Origin of the sequence: Colwellia sp. BRX8-4, from assembly GCF_014077345.1 — a bacterium.
GTDB lineage: Bacteria > Pseudomonadota > Gammaproteobacteria > Enterobacterales > Alteromonadaceae > Colwellia_A.
Map to the genome: position 1 here is coordinate 34631 of NZ_JACGVS010000024.1, position 22552 is coordinate 57182.

The window sequence follows — 22552 nt, forward strand, 5'->3', positions numbered from 1 at the left end:
ATTAAAAAGCAACTATAGCGCTATTTTTAATGAAATTTCTAGAATATAAGTTACTATAAATAGAGATGTAAATAAAAATACTAAGGGATGCTTGTATGGCACTGCTTCAACGTTTGAGTTTTTGGATTTTAATTATCGCACTAAGTGGTTGTGGTGGTAGTGGTGATGGCGGTTTATCTAGAGTGGAAACTCCGGTTGCAGGTGGATCTGTTGCCAGTACTATTTCACTCAATATTTCCGATAGTACGGTAACCGGTGCTGCACCGGTAACGGTTACAGCAACAGTAATGCAAGGCAGTGCTCCTGTTTCAAACAGAGCGGTAACCTTCGCAACAAATTTAGGAGCCTTTTCGCCATCTTCTGGTTCTGCTTTAACAAATGAAGATGGTATCGCTACGATTACCCTCACAGCAGGTAGTGTTCGTGGTGCTGGTGAGATATCCGCTTCTCTTTCTTCTGGTGAGATCTCGTTAGTACCATTAGGCTTTAAAACACAAGGTGATGATATAGGTGTTGTCGGTGATATTAATATTAATGTCACTTTAATAGATGGTGATAGCAATGCCACTGACACGGTTACGTCATCAAAACCGGCAAGAATAATTGCGACAATTGATGGTATTAGTGCTCCTTTGATTGTTACTTTTAGTTCTACTGTAGGTGATATACCTATCCCATCGGCTATCACGAATGCAAATAATCAAGCGATTGTTGATATCTATGCAGGTGAAAACTTAGGTGCAGGAACTATTACTGCATCAATTACCAGTGGAGAATCGGGTCAAACAATTTTTGTTGTTGGTTCTTCAACTGTCATTATGGGAGCAGGTAGCCCATTTATAGAAGGTGTTGCTGATGTCAGTTTAACGAATATTTCTGCTGGCGGAACGAGTGTTATTTCAGTATCAATTGTTGATGATCAAGGTAATCTATTTACTGAACCTGTAGATGTTAATTTTTCATCTGGGTGTACGGCACAATCAACCGCTACACTAAGTACACCGATTACTACCTCTAATGGTGCGGCGACAAGTACTTATCTAGCACAGGGGTGTGTAGGTGATGACACGATTAATGTCACTGCTAATGCTGGGGGCATTAATTTATCAGCAACAGCATCTGTTAGCGTTTTAGCTGCTGACATTGGTAGTATCGAGTATGTGTCTGCATCGCCAGAGCATATTGGTATAATAGGCGCTGGTATTGTTGGAGGCTCTGAAAGTTCAACGGTGATGTTCAAAGTAAAAGATACCGATGGTAACCCCTATAATAATCGTCGAGTGAATTTTTCCTTAAATACCAATGTGGGTGGTATAAAATTAAGTCAAAATTTTGCGACCACTAACGATCAAGGTTTAGTACAAACAGTTGTTAATTCAGGCTCTGTTGCAACTACAGTGCGTGTTACAGCATCGACAGAGTCATTAGGTGGCACTTTTGTATTTACTCAATCTAGTCAACTCGTCGTTTCAACGGGTTTACCGGACCAAGATAGCTTTAGCTTGGCCCGGGGGGTCGCAAACCCTGAAGCTTGGGGCATTGATGGTGTAGAAGTACCTGTTGTTGTTCGCATGGCTGATGCATTTAATAATCCAGTACCAGATGGAACCGCTGTTAACTTTACTACTGAAGGTGGTTCTGTAGGTTCCTCATGTACAACAACTAATGGTGCATGCTCTGTTACGTGGACCAGTCAAAACCCTCGTCCAGCGGGACAAGTATTAACCAGTAGTTTTTGTACAGTGGCTGAAAATGATGATCCAACGATCTTTTGTGCTCGTCAACCTTTGTCAAATGGTAATAATTATCTTGGACAGGAATATGGCGGAAGAGTGACAATATTAGCAACTGCTATTGGCGAAGAGTCATTTCCTGATAAAAATAGTAATGGTCGCTTTGATGAGAGTGAGTACACTTTGTTTCAAGGAAAAGATGTTGGCGATAGACTTTACGACCTAAAAGAAGCCTTTGTTGACCATAATGAAGACAATTTATACAATCCAGTAGAAGTGAGCACTCAAGCTGGTGGCGAGTTAGAAGAGTTTGTTGACTTTAATAGCAATGGAGTTTTCGATATAGAAAACAGTGTATATAATGGTATTTTATGTGGTTTAAATGACATAACAAATCCAGGTACCGAGGTAGCCAATCAATATTGTGCTAATCCAGATGATGAACCTGATCCGACCAAAAAAGCGCAAAAAGTGTCAACCAATGTACGTGGCTCTACCGTTATTATTATGTCAGGTACGTCACCGTATATAACCGTTACAGCAACAAACGATGCCGTTGTCGATACGTCACCAAACTATGACCGAAACGATATTTCTCTCTATATTGCTGGCGAAAGTACCGGAACAGTCAGTGTTGTTATCGCTGATTTACATAACCAACCTATGCCGGCTGGTACTATTGTGTCATTTGTAGCTAGTGTTGGATCTGTCGTTGGTACCCCTAGTTATACATGGCCAGGGGATTCTAGTAACGGCGGTAGTCAATTTAGTGTTGCGATTAAAGGTGAAGCGGAACCAACCAGTGGACCATTAGAAATAAAAGTTGAAACCCCTGGTGGTGTAACAACTGTATTTAGTGGTGTTAGTATTATTATTCAATAATAATTAACTTTTCCACCTATAAAAAAAACCGCTTGTTAAGCGGTTTTTTTATTTTTGTTTATCGAAAACAGATAAAACTAAAAATTTATTTAGCCATCTCTGCTATTAAAAAGGCAGAGATCTCTGCGCCAGCCGCTAACGTTTTATCACGACTCTCTTTTCCTAAACCTGTACTATCGGTAAAAGGAGCAATTTCCATCATGTCGGCACCGGTAATACGGTATTTTGCTGCTAAAGCGCGAAGTATATCCATCGCTTCATTTTGAAATAAACCATCTGGCTCTGGTGTGCCTGTGGCAGCAGCGACAGTTTCATCAAGTGCATCAATATCAAAGCTTACATACAATTCATCAATGTTTTCATCTTTTAATTGCGCTAAAATATTTTCAATGATTTTTTCAACGCCCAGCTCTTTCACTTCATGAGCCCAATGTTGTCTTACACCAAAAGTGTTTTCCCAATGCGACTTAGGACGACCGCTCGAGCGAATACCCACTTGAATCAAATGATGTTTTTCATGTAAATCATCTAAAATATGCGTACACCAAGAGCCAAAGCATAAATCAATGCCAAGGCGTTCAACCAATAAATCAGTGTGAGCATCAAAATGAATAATAGCGGCACGAATACCGCGCTTTTTCTTTGCTTGCAAGTAAGCTTTTGTTAACGGGTAGCTTACTGAGTGATCGCCACCAATGCCGAAAATACCTTTTTGTGGGAACTCAGCATAAAAGTCGTGTAATACATCTTCAGTAATGGTTAATGGGCTAACAGCATAAGGGCTGTTTTCATCTTTATAAAGGGCTTTTCTACAGTTAGAAAGCGTTGCTTCATTTAAATATTTATCATGAAGTAAATGTGGAATAACGCGAACATCTCCCATATCAAATGCTTCAAGCTCAGGGTATTGTTCAAGTAAAGTTGAACGGACAAATAATGGCCCCCAATTTGCTCCACGTAAAATTCCGCCACCGCAATCAGAGGCAACACCTAAAATAACGGCATTTGACGCATCAGGAAGCCCTTTTAATGACTCTTTCCAAATATTATCAATGTCTGTCGATTGACCGAACAAGGCTTGATGCAATTGCTCTTTACGCTCTTTAGCGGTATTGACGGTAAAAACACCGTTACCTGCTGGGCATAAACAGTTGGTTAGTTTTTCCTGTAAGTTAGTCCATGATGTTGTCATATATTTGTACTCTTGTTATTTATCCGAATAATTTACATTGATAGTAAGCATTAAATGAATATTGTTTTACACGGTGATATAGGCTTTTTGACTGGCAACAATTGAATTTAAGATAGAATTAAATTATCGTTGGCAGGAAAGTTTTTATAATAGTCATACCGAAATATTGACGCCATTATAACGAAAATAGCTCAATTAGGCGATGTTATTAAAAATAATAACTTGTCAGCTTGCTTATTTACCGATATATCTAATAGGAATTCTAATTTCAATGATTTATGGTTTTTTTGTGCTAAAAATGAGTTGCTCGGCTAATTTTTAGACAGTTCTGACCGAAATGTAATTATACTGGCAAAAAAAATAGCCAGTGACGTAGGAAAGTATATATATATGGCAAAATCTCTGGTTATTGTCGAATCACCAGCCAAAGCGAAGACAATTAACAAATATCTTGGTAAAGACTTTATTGTGAAATCTAGTGTCGGTCATGTACGTGATCTTCCTCACAGTAGTACTGGTAAAAAAGTTGCCGCGAAATCTCCTGCTGAAGTCAGAAAAATGGCACCTGCAGCAAAAGCTAAATATAAAGCTAAACGAGATAAGCAAGCACTTGTTAACCGCATGGGTATTGATCCTGAAAACGATTGGGAAGCAAATTATCAAATACTCGAAGGCAAAGAAAAAGTTGTTGCTGAATTAATCAAACTTGCCGGTTCAGCCGACACTGTCTATCTCGCAACCGATTTGGATCGCGAGGGAGAGGCGATTGCTTGGCACTTAAAAGAAATTATCGGCGGCGATGACAGCAAATTTAAACGTGTTGTCTTTAATGAAATAACTGAAAACGCTATCCAGCAAGCTTTCTCTACACCCGGTGAATTAAGTATGCCAGGTGTTAATGCTCAACAAGCAAGACGTTTTCTTGACCGTGTTGTTGGCTTTATGGTTAGCCCATTATTGTGGAAAAAAGTTGCCCGTGGTTTATCTGCCGGTCGCGTACAGTCGGTTGCTGTTAAATTAGTTGTTGAAAAAGAACGTGAGATTAAAGCGTTTGACCCGAAAGAATTTTGGGAAATCACCGCTGACACAAAAACCGCTTCTGGTTTAGATTTTCCATTAGATGTTACCCACGAAAATGGTAAAGCATTTAAGCCGACCAACGAAAAAGATGCGAAAACAGCATTAGCAAGCTTAGAAAAATCAGCCTATACCGTAAATAAACGTGATGATAAACCGTCAAAAAGTACCCCCTCTGCTCCTTTTATTACGTCGACACTGCAACAGGCAGCAAGTACTAAATTAGGTTTTGGCGTAAAGCGTACTATGGGTTTAGCTCAGCGTTTATACGAAGCAGGTCATATCACTTATATGCGTACCGATTCAACCAATCTAAGTAAAGATGCGGTTGAAATGTGTCGTGGTTATATTGCTAAAAACTTTGGTGAAAATTATTTACCTGAAAAAGCGAAAATTTACAGCAGTAAGTCGGGTGCACAAGAGGCCCATGAAGCGATTCGTCCATCAAATGTTAAAATAGAATCTGCATTTATGGAAGGCATTGAAGCCGATGCTAAGAAGCTTTACGACCTAATTTGGCGACAGTTTGTTGCTTGTCAAATGACAGCTGCGCGCTATACCGTTAGTACCATTACTGTTGGTGCTTCAGGCTTTGATTTAAAGGCCAAAGGTCGCGTCATGCAATTTGACGGTTGGACAAGAGTCCATCCGCAATTATCAAAAGGTGATGACAAGCATTTACCTGATTTATCTGTTGGTGAAGTATTAACCCTAGAGCAGTTAAATCCAGCGCAACACTTTACTAAACCACCAGCTCGTTTTGGTGAAGCATCACTAGTAAAAGAATTAGAAAAGCGTTCAATTGGTCGCCCATCAACGTATGCGTCAATTATTTCTACTATTCAAGACCGTGGTTACGCTCGCTTAGATAAAAAACGTTTTTACGCCGAGAAAATGGGCGAAATTGTTACTGACAGTTTATCTGAAAGTTTTAAAGACTTAATGAATTATGATTTTACCGCCAACATGGAGCAAGAGCTTGATGAAGTTGCTGAGGGTAAAGCTAATTGGAAAGATGTCCTTAACGGTTTCTATAAAAATTTCACTAAACAGTTAAGCCAAGCTGATATGCCTACTGAAGAAGGTGGCATGCGTAATAATGAACCGGTATTAACAGATATTGATTGTCCGACCTGTGGTCGTAAAATGGGTATTCGTACTGCTTCTACTGGCGTCTTCTTAGGTTGTTCTGGTTACGCTTTACCGCCAAAAGAACGCTGTACGCAAACGATGAACCTTACTTCTGGCGAAGAAGCGGTCAGTGTATTAGTCGAAGACCAAGAAACTGATGCATTACGTGCCATGCGACGCTGTGATAAATGTAGTACTGCGATGGACAGTTATTTAATTGACGAAACGCGTAAGCTACATGTTTGTGGTAATAACCCTGTTTGTGATGGTATTGAAGTTGAGACCGGCGAGTTTAAAATAAAAGGTTACGATGGTCCCATTTTAGAATGTGATCGTTGTGAGGCTGAAATGGAGCTTAAGTCAGGCCGTTTTGGTAAATATTTTGATTGTACCAATGCAGAATGTAAAAACACACGTAAGTTACTAGCAAGTGGTGAAGCGGCTCCTCCAAAAGAAGATCCTGTGCAACTACCTGAATTGCTTTGTGAAAAATCAGAAGCACATTTTGTTTTACGTGATGGCGCAGCGGGTATTTTCTTGGCAGCGAACACTTTTCCGCGCTCAAGAGAAACACGTGCACCTAAAGTTGAAGAGCTACAGCGTTTTAGAGACAGAATATCGAGTAAATTTTATTATTTAGCCGATGCGCCTATTAAGGATCCTGATGGAAACTTAGCCGTTGTGCGCTATAGTCGTAAAACCAAAGAACAGTATGTCATGACTGAACTTGCACCTGAAGCTGATGGCGCAAAACCTAAAGCAACGGGCTGGAATGCAAAGTATGTTGAGGGTAAATGGGTTGAAGAAGCAAAGAAAAAAGTAAAACCCAAAGCCAAGGCTAAAGCAAAGCCAAAAGCTAAAGCTAAGGCAAAACCGAAAGCTGAATAATATATATTTAGCTTAAAATAAAAAAAAGCGCTATGTAGCGCTTTTTTTTATGTTCAGGATGAACAGTATGCATGATGACATGGCCGCTTTTTGACAGCCATGTCATCACAGTATTAATAAATCCATGTATGTCGAGGTGAAATAATGACGTGTTCAGGATGAATAGTATGTCATGATCACATGGCCGCTCTTTGACATCGCGGCATTAATACATCCATGTATCTCGATGTGAAAGAATGACGTGCTCAGGATAAAGGGGATTAAAAAATGCCCACATTAGGTAACACAAGCGTAACCAGCAATTAGCTAGTTAGATTGACGATTAAGAGAAATATATTAAATGCTATATCTGGCGATTATTTTTTTAAGTGCTTTTTTATTATTCCAAGTACAACCCCTTATTGCTAAATTGATTTTGCCATACTTTGGCGGTGGTTCAGCTGTCTGGACTGCATGTTTATTGTTTTTTCAAGCTTTTCTATTATTAGGATATTTTTACGCTCACTGTTTAACACAAGTTAAATCTGTCAAAAAACAATTAATTATTCACTCGGTCTTTCTACTTGTCAGTGTGTTATTTCTTCCTATTGGCATTCAAGATTGGGGTGATATATCACAGACAAGTTCGCCACTTCAAAATATCCTACTGTTATTAACAGTATCGATAGGGTTACCTTATTTTATTTTGTCGTCAACGGGCCCGTTAATACAGCGATGGTTAACTTATATCGAAATAGGAAAACTCCCTTATCAATTGTATTCATTATCCAATGTAGGTTCTTTGCTGGCGTTAATCAGTTTTCCTTTTCTATTTGAACCGCTGCTAACCACAACTCAACAATCAAATTATTGGACGTTCGGGTATGGTTGTTATGCGTTACTACTGGTAACGTTATTATTAAAAATGTCAAAATTAAGCTTTACTTCTGTTGAGCAAAGTACTCAGCAAGCGTTGGATAAAAGTGTCGTAACAACCACATTATTGGATAAAGTTTTATGGATAGCGTTAGCCATGGTTGGTGTTATTTTATTAGTGGCGTCCACCAATGCTATGACACAAAATATTCCCCCTGTGCCTTTTTTATGGATAGTGCCGCTGTGTTTATACCTACTGACTTTTATTATTAGTTTTCATAGCTCTAAGTGGTATGTCAGAGAATATTGGTTTGCGCTATTTGTACTCACGGCTTGTTTAGCTTTGTTGATGTACTTTATTGGCTCGCAACTCGACATTATTTCACAAGTGGTTATTTACGCTTGTATATTATTTAGTGCGTGTATGATTTGTCATGGGGAATTAGCACGTTTAAAACCGCAAGTTCAGCAGTTAACTTTGTTTTACTTATTTATGTCATTGGGTGGCTTTTTAGGTAGTGCCTTTGTTGCTTTTATTGCGCAAAATATCTTTGATCAATTTTTAGAGTTTCCTTTAGCCATTATTAGTGTCTTTGTTCTTTTAGCTTTGAGTATTTATTCACAAAGAAATACGGCAATAAAAACACAAACTTGGTTGGTAGCATCTAATCTTATTTTAGCGGTCAGTTTTACCGTGGGATTGTTTTATCTTAATACGCTTTTTGTTAAAACTAATGTGGCAAGTGAACGCAATTTTTATGGAATTTTAAGTGTTAAAGATGTAGAAGTTAATAATAAAGTGCAACGTCGTTTGATTGATGGAACAACATCACACGGTACGCAATCATTAGAGAAAGGCAATGAAAAAACGCCATTAAGTTACTATAGAAAAAATACCGGTGTTGCTCTTACACTTGAGCAACTGACCAAACAAAGAGTACAAGAGGGGAGTGCTCAAAATATAAATGCCGGATTTGTGGGCTTGGGCGCAGGTACCTTAGCTGCTTATGGTAATAAAACTGACCACTATATATTTTATGAATTAAACCCTGCGGTTATTTTTGCCGCTAATAACTATTTTAGTTACTTAAAAGATTCTGCTGCCAACATTGAAGTGGTTTTAGGTGATGGTCGGGTTAGTTTAAAGCAACAATTTGAAGATTCAGGAAGCAAACAGTTTGATGCATTAGTCATTGACGCCTTCTCGGGTGATTCCATCCCACAGCATTTATTAACAAAAGAAGCATTGCTGCTTTATTTTAAGCACCTAAAAAAAGATGGCGTATTAGCGATACACATTTCTAATTCACACCTTAATTTAACACCTTTAGTGCGTGGTTTAGCCGATGTATTAGATAAAGAAATTGTTTATGTGGAAACGCTAGCGGATAAAGAAAATGAACATAATGTTCAGTGGGTGCTAGTAACAAATAATGAGTTTTTTCTTAATGATGCGCGCATTAAAATATACGCGAGTGCTTGGCCAATGCCAAATATTGGCGAAAAGAGTCGTATAATATGGACCGATGATCACAGTGATTTATTATCAGTACTCAAGTAAACATTAAATATCTTGTCGAGTGATATGTCATCGACAAGATAATTAAGCCGTTACTTTACCAGCTTCCTTGATTTTCCATACTCAACCAAGGCTCTTGAGGGGCTAATGCGTCATCTTTTTGCAATAACTCAATAGATATGCCATCTGGAGATTTTACGAAAGCCATATGGCCGTCACGAGGCGGACGATTAATAACAACACCTGATGCCATAAGCGCCGCACAAGTTTTATATATGTCAGCAACCTCAAATGCTAAATGACCAAAGTTTCTGCCAACGGTATATTCTTCTTCAGAATCCCAGTTATGGGTCAGTTCTATTTCAGGGCCGCCAACTTCTGTCGCAAGAAAAATCAACGAAAACTTCCCTTTGGGTACATCGACACGTTTTGTTTCAATGAGCCCTAGCTGATTAATATAAAAATTGAGTGACTTATCTAAATCATGTACGCGAACCATTGTGTGTAAAAATTTCATTTTGTACCTGTTTTGTATTGTTAGCTAATAAAAAGTAATGATTTACAAACAGCAAAAACTTCATCTGTTGTTTAGATAATAATTCATTTACCATTACATTAATTGCCACTATAAACAGAAAGTATTTTATTTACTATGCTAATTAAAAGCGAATATCAGTAAATACACCCACTGAAAAATAAAATGACATTATCAATAGTTTATTTTATATTCTTATGTAGTCTGTTAACAATATTACAACAAATTAATGACATGATAAAAATAATACCACTCACATATAGCTTGATTATCTGTAGTCTCCTATGGCCTATTATTAGCCAAGCTACAGAAGTATCAATGGCTTTTAGTAAAGAAATTCCTCCTTATATTTTTGAAGATGATAATAGTGGAATCGAAATAGATATTATTAAAGCCGCCTTAGCTCATAAAGGGCATACGTTAAAGCCAATGTACTTTCCATTAGGACGAATTCCTTATGCTTTCACCAATAATTTAGTTAATGCAGTCATGGGAGATATGGGGGTAAACTTAAAATCACAAGGCGGTTTTTATGCCAAGGCAGCTGTAATCTATGACAATGTATTTATTACTTTAAAGAATAAAAATATTTTACTGGAAAGGCCTAAAGATTTAGATTCGTTGAATGTGGTTTCTTTTCAAGGAGCAGATAAACGCTACCCTAAATGGCTAAAAAAAGTAAAAGAAGACAGTAGGTTTTATGGCGTTAGCGACCAACTAACACAAGTGAAGTTACTGTATTTTGGGCGCTATGATGTGGTGGTAAGCGATCGTTATATCTTTAGATATTTTGTAAAGAAACTTAATTTAATGCATGGTCTAGATAGCCAAGAAATTACCGAGCACAAACTTACTATAGATAAACCCATGGACTATCGTCCCGTATTTAGAGATAAAAAAATTCGAGATGATTTTAATTTAGGGTTAACTAAAATCAAGGAAAGTGGTGAGTTTTTGCGGATATACAACAAGTATATAAATTTATAACTAACGGCTATACACTGATAATAACTGAGAACGAATTAACTGGTTTTCTCTTTAAAACTACATAAATCTTCTATTATACAAGAACCACAACGGGGGGTTCTTGCTATACAAGTATAACGACCATGCAGAATGAACCAGTGATGCAAGTTATAAAAAAACTCTGTTTTTCTTGGTGTGTTTTTAATAATATTTTTTTCGGTTTCTTCAACTGTTTTCCCTTTCGCATAACCGGTACGATTTGCCAGTCTTTGAATATGGGTGTCTACTGCAATAAAGTACTTACCTTCATTATCTTTTAGTTGGCCAAAAGCGGTGTTTAAAACAACATTTGCTGTTTTTCTGCCAACCCCAGGTAAGGCTTCTAATGCCGCCCTTTCTTTGGGAACTTCGCCATTATGTAAATCAACTAACATTTGGCATGTTTTTAGCGTGTTTGCCGCTTTAGTATTAAATAAACCAATTGTTTTTATATAAAACTTCAAGCCATCAAGGCCTAAATCAAGTATAGCTTGAGGGGTATTAGCAACAGGATAAAGCTTTGCTGTGGCTTTGTTAACACCAACATCAGTCGATTGTGCTGAAAGCAGCACAGCAATAAGCAACTCAAAAGGTGAAGAAAAATTAAGTTCAGTGGTTGGGTGTGGATTATTGTCTCGTAACCGAGTTAATATTTCTAAACGTTGTACTTTATTCATGGCGTTATTCTTTTATTATTATTTTTCATCAAAATTGACACGAACTCGTTCAATTTCCTTACTTTCTGTTTTAGGCTTAGCGGCTGCTACTCGATCATCAATGGCGTTTTTTAAAGCTATAAATAAGCCCATGACGATAAAAGCACCTGGGGGTAGTATGGCGAGTAAAAATTGACTATCGAGGGTGTAAACTTCAATACGTAATATACTTGCCCATTCGCCAAGTAATAAATTAGCGCCATCAAACAGCGTTCCTTGGCCAAGTATTTCTCTTACTGCACCTAACAACATCAATATTAATAAAAAGCCTAAGCCCATCATTAAACCGTCAAAGCTTGCTTGTTTAATTGGGTTTTTAGAGGCATATGCCTCCGCTCTACCAATAATGGCACAGTTAGTAACAATTAAGGGTAAGAATATGCCAAGTGATTGATATAAGCCAAAAGTATAGGCATTCATTAATAATTGCACACAGGTAACAAAAGAAGCAATAATTAAAACAAAAATAGGGATCCTAATTTCTTTAGGTACCCATTTTCGTATTGCCGATACGGTAGTATTTGAACAAATTAGAACAAATAAGGTCGCTAAGCCCAAACCAATAGCATTGGTTAGGGTCGATGTTACGGCTAATAATGGACACAATCCTAAAAGCTGTACTATACCCGGATTGTTCTTCCATAAACCTTGCCAAGCTAATTCTTTATATTCATCGTTAATTTTCATGACGATTAAGCTCCCTTAGCAACATCTTGATTTGAACAATTACTCGCTGCTTCAAATAATTCATCTTGGTGAGCGTTAAAATAATTAACGGATTTACGTACTGCTTTGACCACAGCACGTGGGGTTATTGTCGCGCCGGTGAACTGGTCAAACATGCCGCCATCTTTTCTTACTAACCAACGATTATCATTTTTATCAATGAGCTTTTTACCGGTAAAACTATTGATCCAATCACTTTTTTTCTCTTCAATTTTATCGCCTAGTCCAGGCGTTTCTTGGTGTTTTAATGTTCTAACACCGCTTATGCTACCATCGATATTGATGGCAACAATAAGCTCTATATTACCACTGTATCCATCTGGTGCAACGGTGGTAATTGCTGCAGCAACAGGGCTATTATTATTTCTTGCACGGTAAACTTTTGGTGGGTTAACTGTGCCTAATGCCTCGTTAGGTAAAATGAAGCAGTCTTTATAGATAACATTGTTGTAGCTGTTTTTGGCAATGATACTGTTTAAATTACGCAATAAGTCTTGTTGTTGCTGCAAGATAATTTGATCTTTGGTGAGTGAATGAACCACGCCAACAATTGCCGTGCAAGCAATAGCAAATAAAGCGAGGATCCTGGCATTTTTACTGACTGCACTGGTAAGAGAAAGGACCATTATTCTTTGCCTGCTTTACTTGATGAAATATTATGCCCATAAGTACGGGGGCGTGTGTATTGATCTATTAGTGGAGCAGCCATGTTACAAATTAGCACTGCAAACGCGACGCCATCAGGGTAACCGCCGTATTTTCTAATAATAAAGACTAAAAAGCCTGCTAATGCGCCAAAAACGATTCGGCCTTTAATACTGGTAGCGCCGGAAACTGGGTCCGTTAAAATAAAGAATGCGCCAAACATACATGCACCATTAAACCAATGGAAGAGTGTTGAAGCGTTAGTATCTTGGCTATATAAAAAAGCAATTAATGAACAAACAAATATGCTTGCTAAAAAGCTAACGGGTGTTGCCCAATGAATTGTTTTTTTGCCTATTAAAAATAGACCACCGAGTAAAAAACCTGCACTAACCCATTCCCAACCCACTCCAAAATTTTCACCAATGACCGGGCTTGTCATACTTTCTGCAATGTTTAAGCCCAGTGTTAGGTTTGTTTTTACCGTATCTAGGGGGGTTGCCATGGTATAACCGTCGACATGTGTTCTTAGTTGCTCAACAGAATAGCCATCAATGGTAAAGCTACTAAAGATTACAGAGAGTGTATCAACAAAATTTAACGGTAAGGTCATTAGTTCAAGTGGTGGTAACCACGATGTCATTTGTACCGGAAATGAAATCAATAGCATGACATAAGCGGCCATTGCAGGGTTGAAAGGGTTATGACCTAGACCTCCGTATAGTTGCTTTACGACAATAACGGCAAAAGATACACCGATAACAGTGATCCACCACGGCGCTATGGCGGGTAAACTAATCCCCAGTAATACCGCCGTTAAAATAGCGCTGCCATCAAATAGTTGCGCCTTGATATTTTTCTCCCGTAAAGATAAAACGGTAAATTCTGCTATTAATGCGGTGATCACAGCGAGTGATATATGGATTAAATTACCCCAGCCAAAAAAATACCACTGGGCAAATACACCGGGAATAGTGGCGTAAATGACCATACGCATTATTGATGATGTTTCACTTTGAACATGATTATGTGGTGAGCTTGCTATCCAAAAGGCCATAATATTACGTCAACTCTGATTTTACGGGTTTGTTGGTTTTTTCTTCGCTAGTATTAGCCGTTGATTTTGATTGTTGCTGGGCAAGTTTACGGGCTTTCGCCTTTGCAATTGCTGCAGCAATTTTAGCTTTTTTATCATCAGCTGGAACGAGCATATCAGCCTGGTTTGCTTGTGCGTATGTATCGATGACAATGTTATTATCAAGGGTTAAGTCGCTATCATCTGCGCTATTGTTATTTTTTTCAGCTAGCTTACGGGCTTTAGCTTTTGCAACCGCCTTGGCAATTTTAGCTTTTTTATCATCAGCTGGAACGAGCATATCAGCCTGGTTTGCTTGTGCGTCAGCTTCGATAACAATGCTATTATCAAGGGGTAAGTCGCTATTATCTGCGCTATTCGTATTTTTTTCAGCAAGCTTGCGGGCTTTAGCCCTTGCAACAGCCTTGGCAATTTTAGCTTTTTTATCATCAGCTGGAACGAGCATATCAGCCTGGTTTGCTTGTGCGTCTGCTTCGTTAACAATGTTATTATCAAGGGTTAAGTCGCTATCATCTGCGCTATTCTTATTTTTTTCAGCTAGCTTACGGGCTTTCGCCTTTGCAACAGCATTGGCAATTTTAGCTTTTTTATCATCAATTGCCGGTGGAACATCTCCCAGCGCACTTTGTGGTTCTGATTTATAAGTTGCCGTATTTTGTTGAGCTGCTAGCTTTTTCGCTTTCGCTCTTGCAATAGCTGCGCTCACTTGACTTTTTTGTTCATTTTCTACCGATGGTGCTTCTGTCTGTGCAGTGACATTTTCACTACCTTGGGTTTGTTGAGCTTTTTTCGCTTTAACTCTAGCTAAGGCGGCAGCAACCGCTGATTTTTCTGTTTTTGCTTCGCTGGTACCTGAGTTCATCCGCGCTTTACGTGCTTCTGCTGCTGCTTTGTGTTTTTCTTCTCGTGCTATTTTATCTCTGGCTAAACGCTCTTTTCGTGCTTCAAATCTTACCTTTGCATGTTCAGCTTTTAGATCAAGTTGTTTTTGTTGACGAATTTCAGATTTTGCTACTCGGTAATAATGCACCAAGGGGATCTGGCTCGGACAAACATAGGCACAAGCACCACATTCAATACAATCAAATAAGTTTAATTTATCAAGTTGTTGGTGATCTTTTGCTTTAGCGCTCCACTGTAATTCTTGTGGTAACAATTGGCTGGGGCAGACATCACTACACTGGCCACATCTGATACACTCAACCTCTTTTGTGCCGGTTGAATAAGGTGATGATATTTCCTGCTCACTCGGTGCAAGTATACAGTTGGTTGTTTTTACAACGGGAACTTGGTCTGTGGGTAAGCTATAGCCCATCATTGGACCACCCATAATGATATGCTTTTTATCTTTATTGGGGTAACCACATTGTTCGAGCAAGAAGCCTACTGGGGTGCCGAGTAATGACCAGACATTCTGTGGCTTTTGTAAAGCTTGGCCACTGACAGTGACCACTCTCTTAATTAATGGAATATCGTTTATTACCGCATCAGCTATCGCAAAGCAAGTGGCAATGTTTTGCATAACAATACCCATAGAACTTGGGAAAACGCCTGAAGGAACCTCTTGACCTGTTAATATTTGAATTAACTGTTTTTCACCGCCAGTAGGATATTTAGTTGGCACAACACACACTTGAATTTTTTCATTATTAGCGGTTGCTTGCTGAAGTACTTTTATCGCTTCAGGTTTATTATTTTCAATACCAATGAGGATATGTTCAGGTGAAAGAAGACGGTCAAGTATATTAATGCCATCAAGAATTGATGGGCTGTGCTCGCGGATTAGTAAATCGTCAGCACTAATATAAGGTTCACATTCAGCGGCATTAATAATAAGGAATTGTATTTTGTCTCTAGTACTTATTTTAACTTGTGTAGGAAAGCCAGCACCGCCCATGCCTGATATACCGGCTGAGGAAATTTTATCAATTATTTCATTATGGCTTAATTTACTTACATCAGTACATATATGACGTTCTTGCCATGTATCTTCTCCGTCTGGCTTAATAAATAAGCATAATTCGCTTAGGCCTGAGGGATGAGCAATAACGGCATTTTTAATGGCAGTAATAGTGCCACTCGTAGGAGCGTGAATAGGAACAGCCATAGGATGCATACTCTGGGTGAGTGCTTGCCCCTTAAGTACTTTATCACCTACTTTTACCCGTAAATCTGCAGCAATACCTATGTGTTGCTGTAATGGCAGTATTAGCTGTTCAGGTATGCTAACCGCTCTGATAGGCTTATCAGTGGTTAAGAACTTCTGTTCTGGTGGATGTATACCGCCATGAAAAGTCCAAAAATTAGCGCGCTTTATACGTTCAATAACTGATCCCACGAATCCTCACCTAATCAAGCTGTACCACAGGTATATTATTAAGATCCCATTGCCAGTTTTGTGGTGTTTTAGCGATAGGTATCATTATTATGCAATCAACCGGACAAGGGTCTATACATAAGTCACAGCCAGTACATTCGTCGGCTATTATAGTGTGCATCTGTTTGGTCGTACCTAAGATTGCATCAACAGGGCAAGCTTGAATACATTTAGTACAACCAATACAGTCTTCTTCAATAATAAAAGCAACTTTAGGAGAATTGTCTGTATCATGGTTTTCGTCAAGAGGTGGTGGTTCAACCCCCATTAAGTCTGCTATTTTTTTGATGGTATCTTCGCCGCCAGGTGCGCATTTGTTAATAGCCTCACCGTTAGCGACTGCTTCTGCATAAGGTTTACAACCGGGGTAACCGCATTGGCCACATTGCGTTTGTGGTAAAATAGCATCAACCTGCTCGGCAAGAGGGTCGCCCTCAACGTGAAATTTTACAGAGGCAAAGCCAAGAATGGCGCCAAAGACTAATGCCATACAGCCAAGTACTAGTATTGCTAATAGGGTGGTCATTACAACTTCACCAATCCAGTGAAACCCATAAAGGCAAGTGACATTAAGCCAGCGGTTATCATAGCGATAGCGGAACCTTTAAAAGGTTTTGGGATATCAGCATTAGCAAGTTTTTCGCGCATCGCTGAAAACATAATAAGTACAAGAGAAAAACCGACAGCCGCGCCAAAGCCATAAACAATCGACTCAAGAAAATTATGTTGCTCATAAATATTTAATAAAGCAACACCTAATACCGCGCAATTAGTGGTAATCAAAGGCAAGAAAATACCCAGTAAACGGTATAAGTTGGCACTGGTTTTATGTACGACCATTTCGGTAAATTGTACAACAACAGCAATGACTAAAATAAACATCATAGTTGTTAGATATTCGAGTCCCAGAGGAGTAAGAATATAGGTATTTACGATGTAGCTGAGTAACGAAGCAATAGTCATTACAAAGGTGGTGGCAAATGACATACCGATTGCAGTTTCAGTACGTGAAGACACCCCCATAAATGGGCATAAACCTAGGAACTTTACGAGAACAAAGTTATTGACTAATACTGTGCTAACTAACAGCAGTAGATAATCTGTCATTTGAAAATTAATTTTATGAGATAATTCACGCTATTATCCGACTTTATTAGTCAGATGACAACCGCTCAATGCCTTAATTTTTATTGCATATGCACTATCTTCTTGCCATGCTTGGCCTTTATTAAGATGGAACGTTTAGCTTTAAGTTATACTCAATTAAATCGCTTCAGGCTTTCCTAAATAAAAACCTTGGCAACCATCGATAAATAATTTTTCTAAAGTAAACTTTTCTTCTTGGCTTTCAACACTTTCAGCTAGAACAGTGATACTGAGACGATGAGCAAGATCGACCATTAATCTGATGAAGTACTGGTTGTTTTTATCATCATCAATATCACGTGTATAAGTACTATCCATTTTAATAAAGTCAGGTTTAAGGTCGCGGAAAAATTTAAAAGAGGTTAAACCCACACCAAAACGCTCAACAGTAATACGAGAACCGACTCTGTGGATCATATCAATAAAACGCTTACTGGTTTTAATGTTTTGTTGGAGGCCGTATTCCGTTATCTCAAAGATCAATTTCGCAGCAATAGTTGCTTCTTTCAATAAACGACGTTCAAGCCAAATTAAAAAATGTTCGTCATGAATACTACGTGAACTGATGTTGATGCCAAAAAATTGGTCATGTAAATTTTTTGTTTTAATTTCACTGATCACTTTTTCGATAATCATTTTGTCAACAGCCATCATTTTATCAAGCTTTTCCGCCATAGCTATAAAAGAAGCGGTGGGTAACATTTCATCAGTTGAATTTAAAAAGCGGGCAAGAATTTCACCATAGACTTTATTGTTACGGCTATTAGGTTTTATCGGTTGGACAAGTAATTTAACCCGTTGGTTTTCTAATACGCTGTCTATTTCTTGACGCCAATTTTGGTTGCCATAATTCGCACTAGAGCTATGTAAAATGTCACTGTCGCTTTGCGAATACCAAGAATTTAGTTGTTGAGTTTGTGCAATACTGATGCCGGTATCAGCGAGTGCCAGTAATTCGCCAAGTGGTTTGTCTTTCTCGAAATAGACTAACCCAGTGTAGCCAACTGAATCTAAATCTGATGATTGTTGGTAAGCGTTAAACTTACTGGATATTTCATTCGCAGCGTTTTCAGCTTCTTTTAATGTTACGTTAGGAAGCAAAGTGGCAAAGTCAGAACTATTAAGTCGATAAACATTTGCACCTCGGTAGGTTGCAGTAACGCTTTTGATAATGTCGGCAACTTTGCAAATATAATTATCACCTTCACTGTAACCGTGTATTTGATTTATCGTTTGCAGTTCAGAACAGCGTGTTATCGCTAAGACACCAAATTCAACCTGGTTTTCATCATTAGCAAAAAACTGAATAAAGCGATTACGGTTTTCTAATTTTGTAAGAGGTTCTATATAAGCTTGCTTTTCAAGTGCACTGGCATCATTAACATGCGCGGAAAGTAATGCCTCGACTTTTTTTAGTCCATGAGTTAATTCAGGCATGTCGATAATTTCATCACCAGCCTCAAGTTTATTCATCGATATAACTTGAGCAATACCCTGTTTTATTTTGTTGTTAACCACAAAAACAAGCTTTTTAGTGTGTTTAACACTTAACGTACAAGCAATAACAATAATGATAAGGCTGGCTAAAATAGATACCAGCATTATTTTAAAGATCAATGTCGCGGCATCATTACTGTTTATTTGATAACTAACGGTCGTATTAGATGGGTGAGTAAATACGACTATGGGTGGGGAAATATAAGAGACAAGCAGGTTGGTGTTTTCTACTTTATAATTAACTATTTCTTTGTTTTGTTGTTGTAGGGAAAATAATTGAAAATCAGCTAGATTAACTAAGTGTTTAACTTGTTCTAATTGGTTGGTCTTATCTGATGTGTCGATAATAGCTGAAATAGAGTTTTGCATCATTAATTGCTTACTCGAGAGTGAGGTAGCAAAGAAATAACTCACCATAACAACAATAAGAATATTAAAAAACATCCCTAAAATGACGTTGCGCATTAATAATTGAGAATAGCTATACATAATATGTTGATTTACTGAAAAGTTAGGCCTACTTCAATTTATAGCATGCTTGATAAAAAATTACTAACTTACTGTTATTTAGAGCGATATATAATGTAGGCGTTAATGAGCTCTATAACTTAAGGTTTTATTGCTTATCCTATCAATTAGGCTTGCGATTCGGCGGTAGTCGCTATATAATTGACCTAGCTTAAATATAACAATATTTCACTGAAATTAATTTTTTGGCTATTGCTTAAAGCAAAGTTAGAAGATAATTTTATATTGTTGTATCGATTTGACGGCTTATTTTATAAGTCACTAGGTTAAATCAACATCGTGGGTTCAGTGTAATAAGCCCCGCGTATTGGGGCTTTTTCGTATCTGGGACATTTGTTCAGCACGATAAGCTTTAAGAATTGCTGGGCTATAAGCCCTTTTTTTGTATCTGGATGTTGATACATGAAGACAAAGTAAGATTTTATTTGGAGAAAATGATTGGCTAAGTTTGAACATAAATTAACAGACATGTTACGTCCTGCTGTTGAAGAAGTTGGTAAGGAATTATTAGGCATTGAGTATATTAGTGCTGGTAATAACTCAGTATTACGTTTGTTTATCGACCATGAGAATGGCATTGATGTTGATGATTGTGCTGAAGTTAGCCGTCAAGTAGGCGCTATTCTTGACGTTGAAGACCCTATCGGCAGTGAGTTTAATTTAGAAGTTTCGTCACCCGGTTTAGACCGACCGTTATTTGATAAACCACACTATGAAGCAGTGATTGGTGAAATTATTGAAGTAAAATTATCTATACCATTAAACGGTCGCCGCAAATTTAAAGGTCGCTTAGCTGCCGTTGAAAACGATACTTTAGTAGTAACGGTCGACAGTGAAGACTATGAATTAGTGCTTGGTAATATTGTTAAGGGCAATTTGGTTTTTAATCATAATAAAAAAAGCTAAGCAAATAATAACAATAAAATAAAAATACGTAGTTGTTCAACGTCATTACATAAATAGTTGAACTGTTCAGAAACGATTAAAAAGGCTAAGTAGCATGAGTAAGGAAATATTACTGGTTGTAGATGCCGTATCTAACGAAAAAGCATTACCCCGTGAAAGCATTTTTGAAGCAATGGAAACCGCTTTAGAAACAGCAACAAAGAAAAAATATGAAGGTGACATTATTGTTCGTGTTGCTATTGACCGTACTAATGGTGAATTTGATACTTTCCGACGTTGGTTGGTTGTTGCCGATGACGCCGTAGCAGAAAACCCATTTGCAGAAATGAGTTTGTCAGCTGCACAGTATGACAATGAAGAGTTGCAGTTAGGCGATTACATTGAAGATCAAATTGAATCAGTTAAATTTGACCGTGTAACTACGCAAACAGCAAAACAAGTTATTGTACAAAAAATTCGTGAAGCAGAACGTGCTCTTATTGTTGAAGCTTACCAAGAACAAATTGGCGAACTAGTGACAGGTGTTGTTAAAAAAGCCAGTCGCGATAGCATCATTATTGATTTAGGTAATAATGCAGAGGCGGTTATCTACCGTGACGATATGTTACCTCGTGAAACATTCCGTCCAGGGGATCGTGTTCGTGGTTTGTTATACGAAATTAAAACAGAAACGCGCGGCGCACAATTATTAGTGACTCGTTCTAAGCCTGAAATGTTAATTGAACTTTTCCGCGTAGAAGTGCCAGAAATTGGCGAAGAGATGCTAGAAATTAAGGGCGCTGCTCGCGATCCAGGTTCACGTGCAAAGATTTCTGTAAAATCTAATGACAAGCGTATTGACCCAGTAGGTGCTTGTGTTGGTATGCGTGGTTCACGTGTGCAAGCCGTTTCAACTGAGCTTGGTGGTGAACGTGTTGATATCGTTTTATATGACGATAACCCAGCACAATATGTTATCAACGCAATGGCTCCAGCTGAAGTTGCATCAATTATTGTTGATGAAGACAAAGGCACCATGGATATTGCTGTTGAAGAAGGCAATTTAGCGATGGCCATTGGTCGTAGTGGTCAAAATATCCGTTTAGCTAGCCAATTAACTGGCTGGGAATTAAACGTGATGACTGTTGCTGACATGAACGAGAAGCATCAAGCCGAAAACGATAAAGTTATTTCATTGTTTACAGATAACTTAGATATCGATGATGATTTTGCTAACTTATTAGCAGAAGAAGGTTTTGCTACGTTAGAAGAAATCGCTTACGTACCAGCAGCTGAAATGTTAGAAATTGACGGTATGGATGAAGATATTGTTGAAGCGCTTCGTGAACGTGCCAAAGCGGCATTAACGACTCGTGCATTAGCAAGTGAAGAATCTCTTGAAAATGCAGAACCAGCAGCTGATTTATTAGCGCTAGACGGTTTAGAACGTCACTTAGCATTTGTATTAGCAAGTCGTGGTGTAATTACCCTTGAAGACTTAGCTGAACAAGGCGTTGACGAAATTGCCGATATTGAAGAATTAGATGAAACCAAAGCGGGCGAGTTAATTATGGCTGCGCGTAATATTTGTTGGTTTAACGAAGAATAATTCCCGGGAGAATATAGTAGATGTCAAACACAACTGTAGCAGAACTTGCTCAAGAAATTGGTACACCGGTGGACCGCTTAGTTAGCCAATTGGCTGACTCTGGCGTGAATAAATCCGCGACCGATTCCGTATCACAAGATGAAAAAGAAGCATTGTTAGACCACTTGAAAAAGCAACATGGTGACGACTCAACAGCCGGACCATTAAAAATGACGCTTAACCGTAAATCTAAATCAACGTTAACGATGGGACATGGCAGTAAAGCTAAGTCAGTTAATGTTGAAGTGCGTAAAAAACGCACTTATGTTAAGCGCAGCGAAGTTGAAGAACAACAGCAAGCAGAAGCTGAAGCTAAAGTAGCAGCAGAAGCTGAAATCGCCGCTCAAGCAGCTGCTGAAGCAAAAGCAATTGCTGATGCTAAAGAAGCAGAAAATGGTAAAGCAGTTGCTGCAGCAAAAGCTGAAGCAGAAGCTGAGCGTAAAGCAGCGGCAAGAGCAGAAGAAGAAGCTA

17 protein-coding genes are annotated in these 22552 nt (G+C 38.4%); 7 read left to right on the forward strand and 10 right to left on the reverse strand.

Annotated features, from left to right (window positions below; translation table 11 throughout):
• Positions 1–95 precede the first annotated feature (95 nt).
• On the forward strand, positions 96–2615 hold the full coding sequence (locus H4J56_RS16630; RefSeq protein WP_182259624.1) for a hypothetical protein: 2520 nt from the start codon (positions 96–98) through the stop codon (positions 2613–2615).
• A gap of 85 nt (positions 2616–2700) precedes the next feature.
• Here the strand turns inward: H4J56_RS16630 and H4J56_RS16635 are convergent, their stop codons facing one another.
• Positions 2701–3807, reverse strand: coding sequence for an arginase family protein (locus H4J56_RS16635; RefSeq protein WP_070376168.1), 1107 nt, complete (start codon positions 3805–3807; stop codon positions 2701–2703).
• A gap of 390 nt (positions 3808–4197) precedes the next feature.
• Between H4J56_RS16635 and topA the strand changes: the two genes are divergently transcribed.
• Entirely contained in the window at positions 4198–6903 is a 2706-nt protein-coding gene (topA, locus tag H4J56_RS16640; protein ID WP_182215461.1) for a type I DNA topoisomerase, read from the forward strand.
• 340 nt (positions 6904–7243) lie between these two features.
• Positions 7244–9319, forward strand: a complete 2076-nt coding sequence (locus H4J56_RS16645) for a fused MFS/spermidine synthase (RefSeq protein WP_182230478.1) — start codon at positions 7244–7246, stop codon at positions 9317–9319.
• Positions 9320–9374: 55 nt separating this feature from the next.
• Here H4J56_RS16645 and H4J56_RS16650 read toward each other — a convergent pair whose 3' ends face one another.
• Complete coding sequence (locus tag H4J56_RS16650; protein WP_182215458.1) at positions 9375–9794, reverse strand: VOC family protein; 420 nt, start codon at positions 9792–9794, stop codon at positions 9375–9377.
• A gap of 336 nt (positions 9795–10130) precedes the next feature.
• On the opposite strand from H4J56_RS16650, the gene H4J56_RS16655 reads away from it, so the two are divergent.
• Positions 10131–10799 carry an ABC transporter substrate-binding protein gene (locus H4J56_RS16655; protein ID WP_182215456.1) on the forward strand — a complete coding sequence of 223 codons (669 nt, stop codon included), beginning with the start codon at positions 10131–10133 and terminating at the stop codon, positions 10797–10799.
• A gap of 35 nt (positions 10800–10834) precedes the next feature.
• Here H4J56_RS16655 and nth read toward each other — a convergent pair whose 3' ends face one another.
• The 8 genes from nth to H4J56_RS16695 form a co-directional block, all read right to left on the reverse strand.
• A complete protein-coding gene (gene nth / locus H4J56_RS16660; RefSeq protein ID WP_182215454.1) occupies positions 10835–11494 on the reverse strand; it encodes an endonuclease III in 660 nt (219 codons plus the stop codon).
• Between the two features lie 18 nt (positions 11495–11512).
• A complete protein-coding gene (locus H4J56_RS16665; RefSeq protein WP_182215452.1) occupies positions 11513–12220 on the reverse strand; it encodes an electron transport complex subunit E in 708 nt (235 codons plus the stop codon).
• 5 nt (positions 12221–12225) lie between these two features.
• Positions 12226–12885: an electron transport complex subunit RsxG gene (gene rsxG, locus H4J56_RS16670; protein ID WP_182259625.1), complete on the reverse strand. Its 660-nt coding sequence runs from the start codon at positions 12883–12885 to the stop codon at positions 12226–12228.
• The gene (rsxD, locus tag H4J56_RS16675; RefSeq protein WP_182215450.1) at positions 12885–13961 is read right to left on the reverse strand and encodes an electron transport complex subunit RsxD; all 1077 of its coding nucleotides are present in this window, start codon (positions 13959–13961) and stop codon (positions 12885–12887) included. The genes rsxG and rsxD overlap by 1 nt, the downstream gene beginning before the upstream one ends.
• Positions 13962–13965: 4 nt before the next feature.
• Positions 13966–16338, reverse strand: coding sequence for an electron transport complex subunit RsxC (rsxC, locus tag H4J56_RS16680; protein WP_182259626.1), 2373 nt, complete (start codon positions 16336–16338; stop codon positions 13966–13968).
• A gap of 10 nt (positions 16339–16348) precedes the next feature.
• Positions 16349–16903: an electron transport complex subunit RsxB gene (rsxB, locus tag H4J56_RS16685; RefSeq protein ID WP_070376178.1), complete on the reverse strand. Its 555-nt coding sequence runs from the start codon at positions 16901–16903 to the stop codon at positions 16349–16351.
• Positions 16903–17484, reverse strand: coding sequence for an electron transport complex subunit RsxA (gene rsxA / locus H4J56_RS16690; RefSeq protein ID WP_070376179.1), 582 nt, complete (start codon positions 17482–17484; stop codon positions 16903–16905). Before rsxA ends, rsxB begins: the two co-directional genes overlap by 1 nt.
• Positions 17485–17640: 156 nt before the next feature.
• Positions 17641–19509 (reverse strand): EAL domain-containing protein, encoded by a 1869-nt coding sequence (locus H4J56_RS16695; RefSeq protein ID WP_182215447.1) that lies wholly within the window; start codon positions 19507–19509, stop codon positions 17641–17643.
• Positions 19510–19986: 477 nt separating this feature from the next.
• On the opposite strand from H4J56_RS16695, the gene rimP reads away from it, so the two are divergent.
• The 3 genes from rimP to H4J56_RS16710 all read left to right on the forward strand — a co-directional run.
• The gene (rimP, locus tag H4J56_RS16700) at positions 19987–20454 is read left to right on the forward strand and encodes a ribosome maturation factor RimP (RefSeq protein WP_070376181.1); all 468 of its coding nucleotides are present in this window, start codon (positions 19987–19989) and stop codon (positions 20452–20454) included.
• A gap of 94 nt (positions 20455–20548) precedes the next feature.
• Complete coding sequence (nusA, locus tag H4J56_RS16705) at positions 20549–22042, forward strand: transcription termination factor NusA (RefSeq protein ID WP_070376182.1); 1494 nt, start codon at positions 20549–20551, stop codon at positions 22040–22042.
• 20 nt (positions 22043–22062) lie between these two features.
• Positions 22063–22552, forward strand: a 490-nt coding sequence (locus tag H4J56_RS16710; protein WP_182259627.1) for a translation initiation factor IF-2 associated domain-containing protein, incomplete at its 3' end; no start/stop codon positions are given.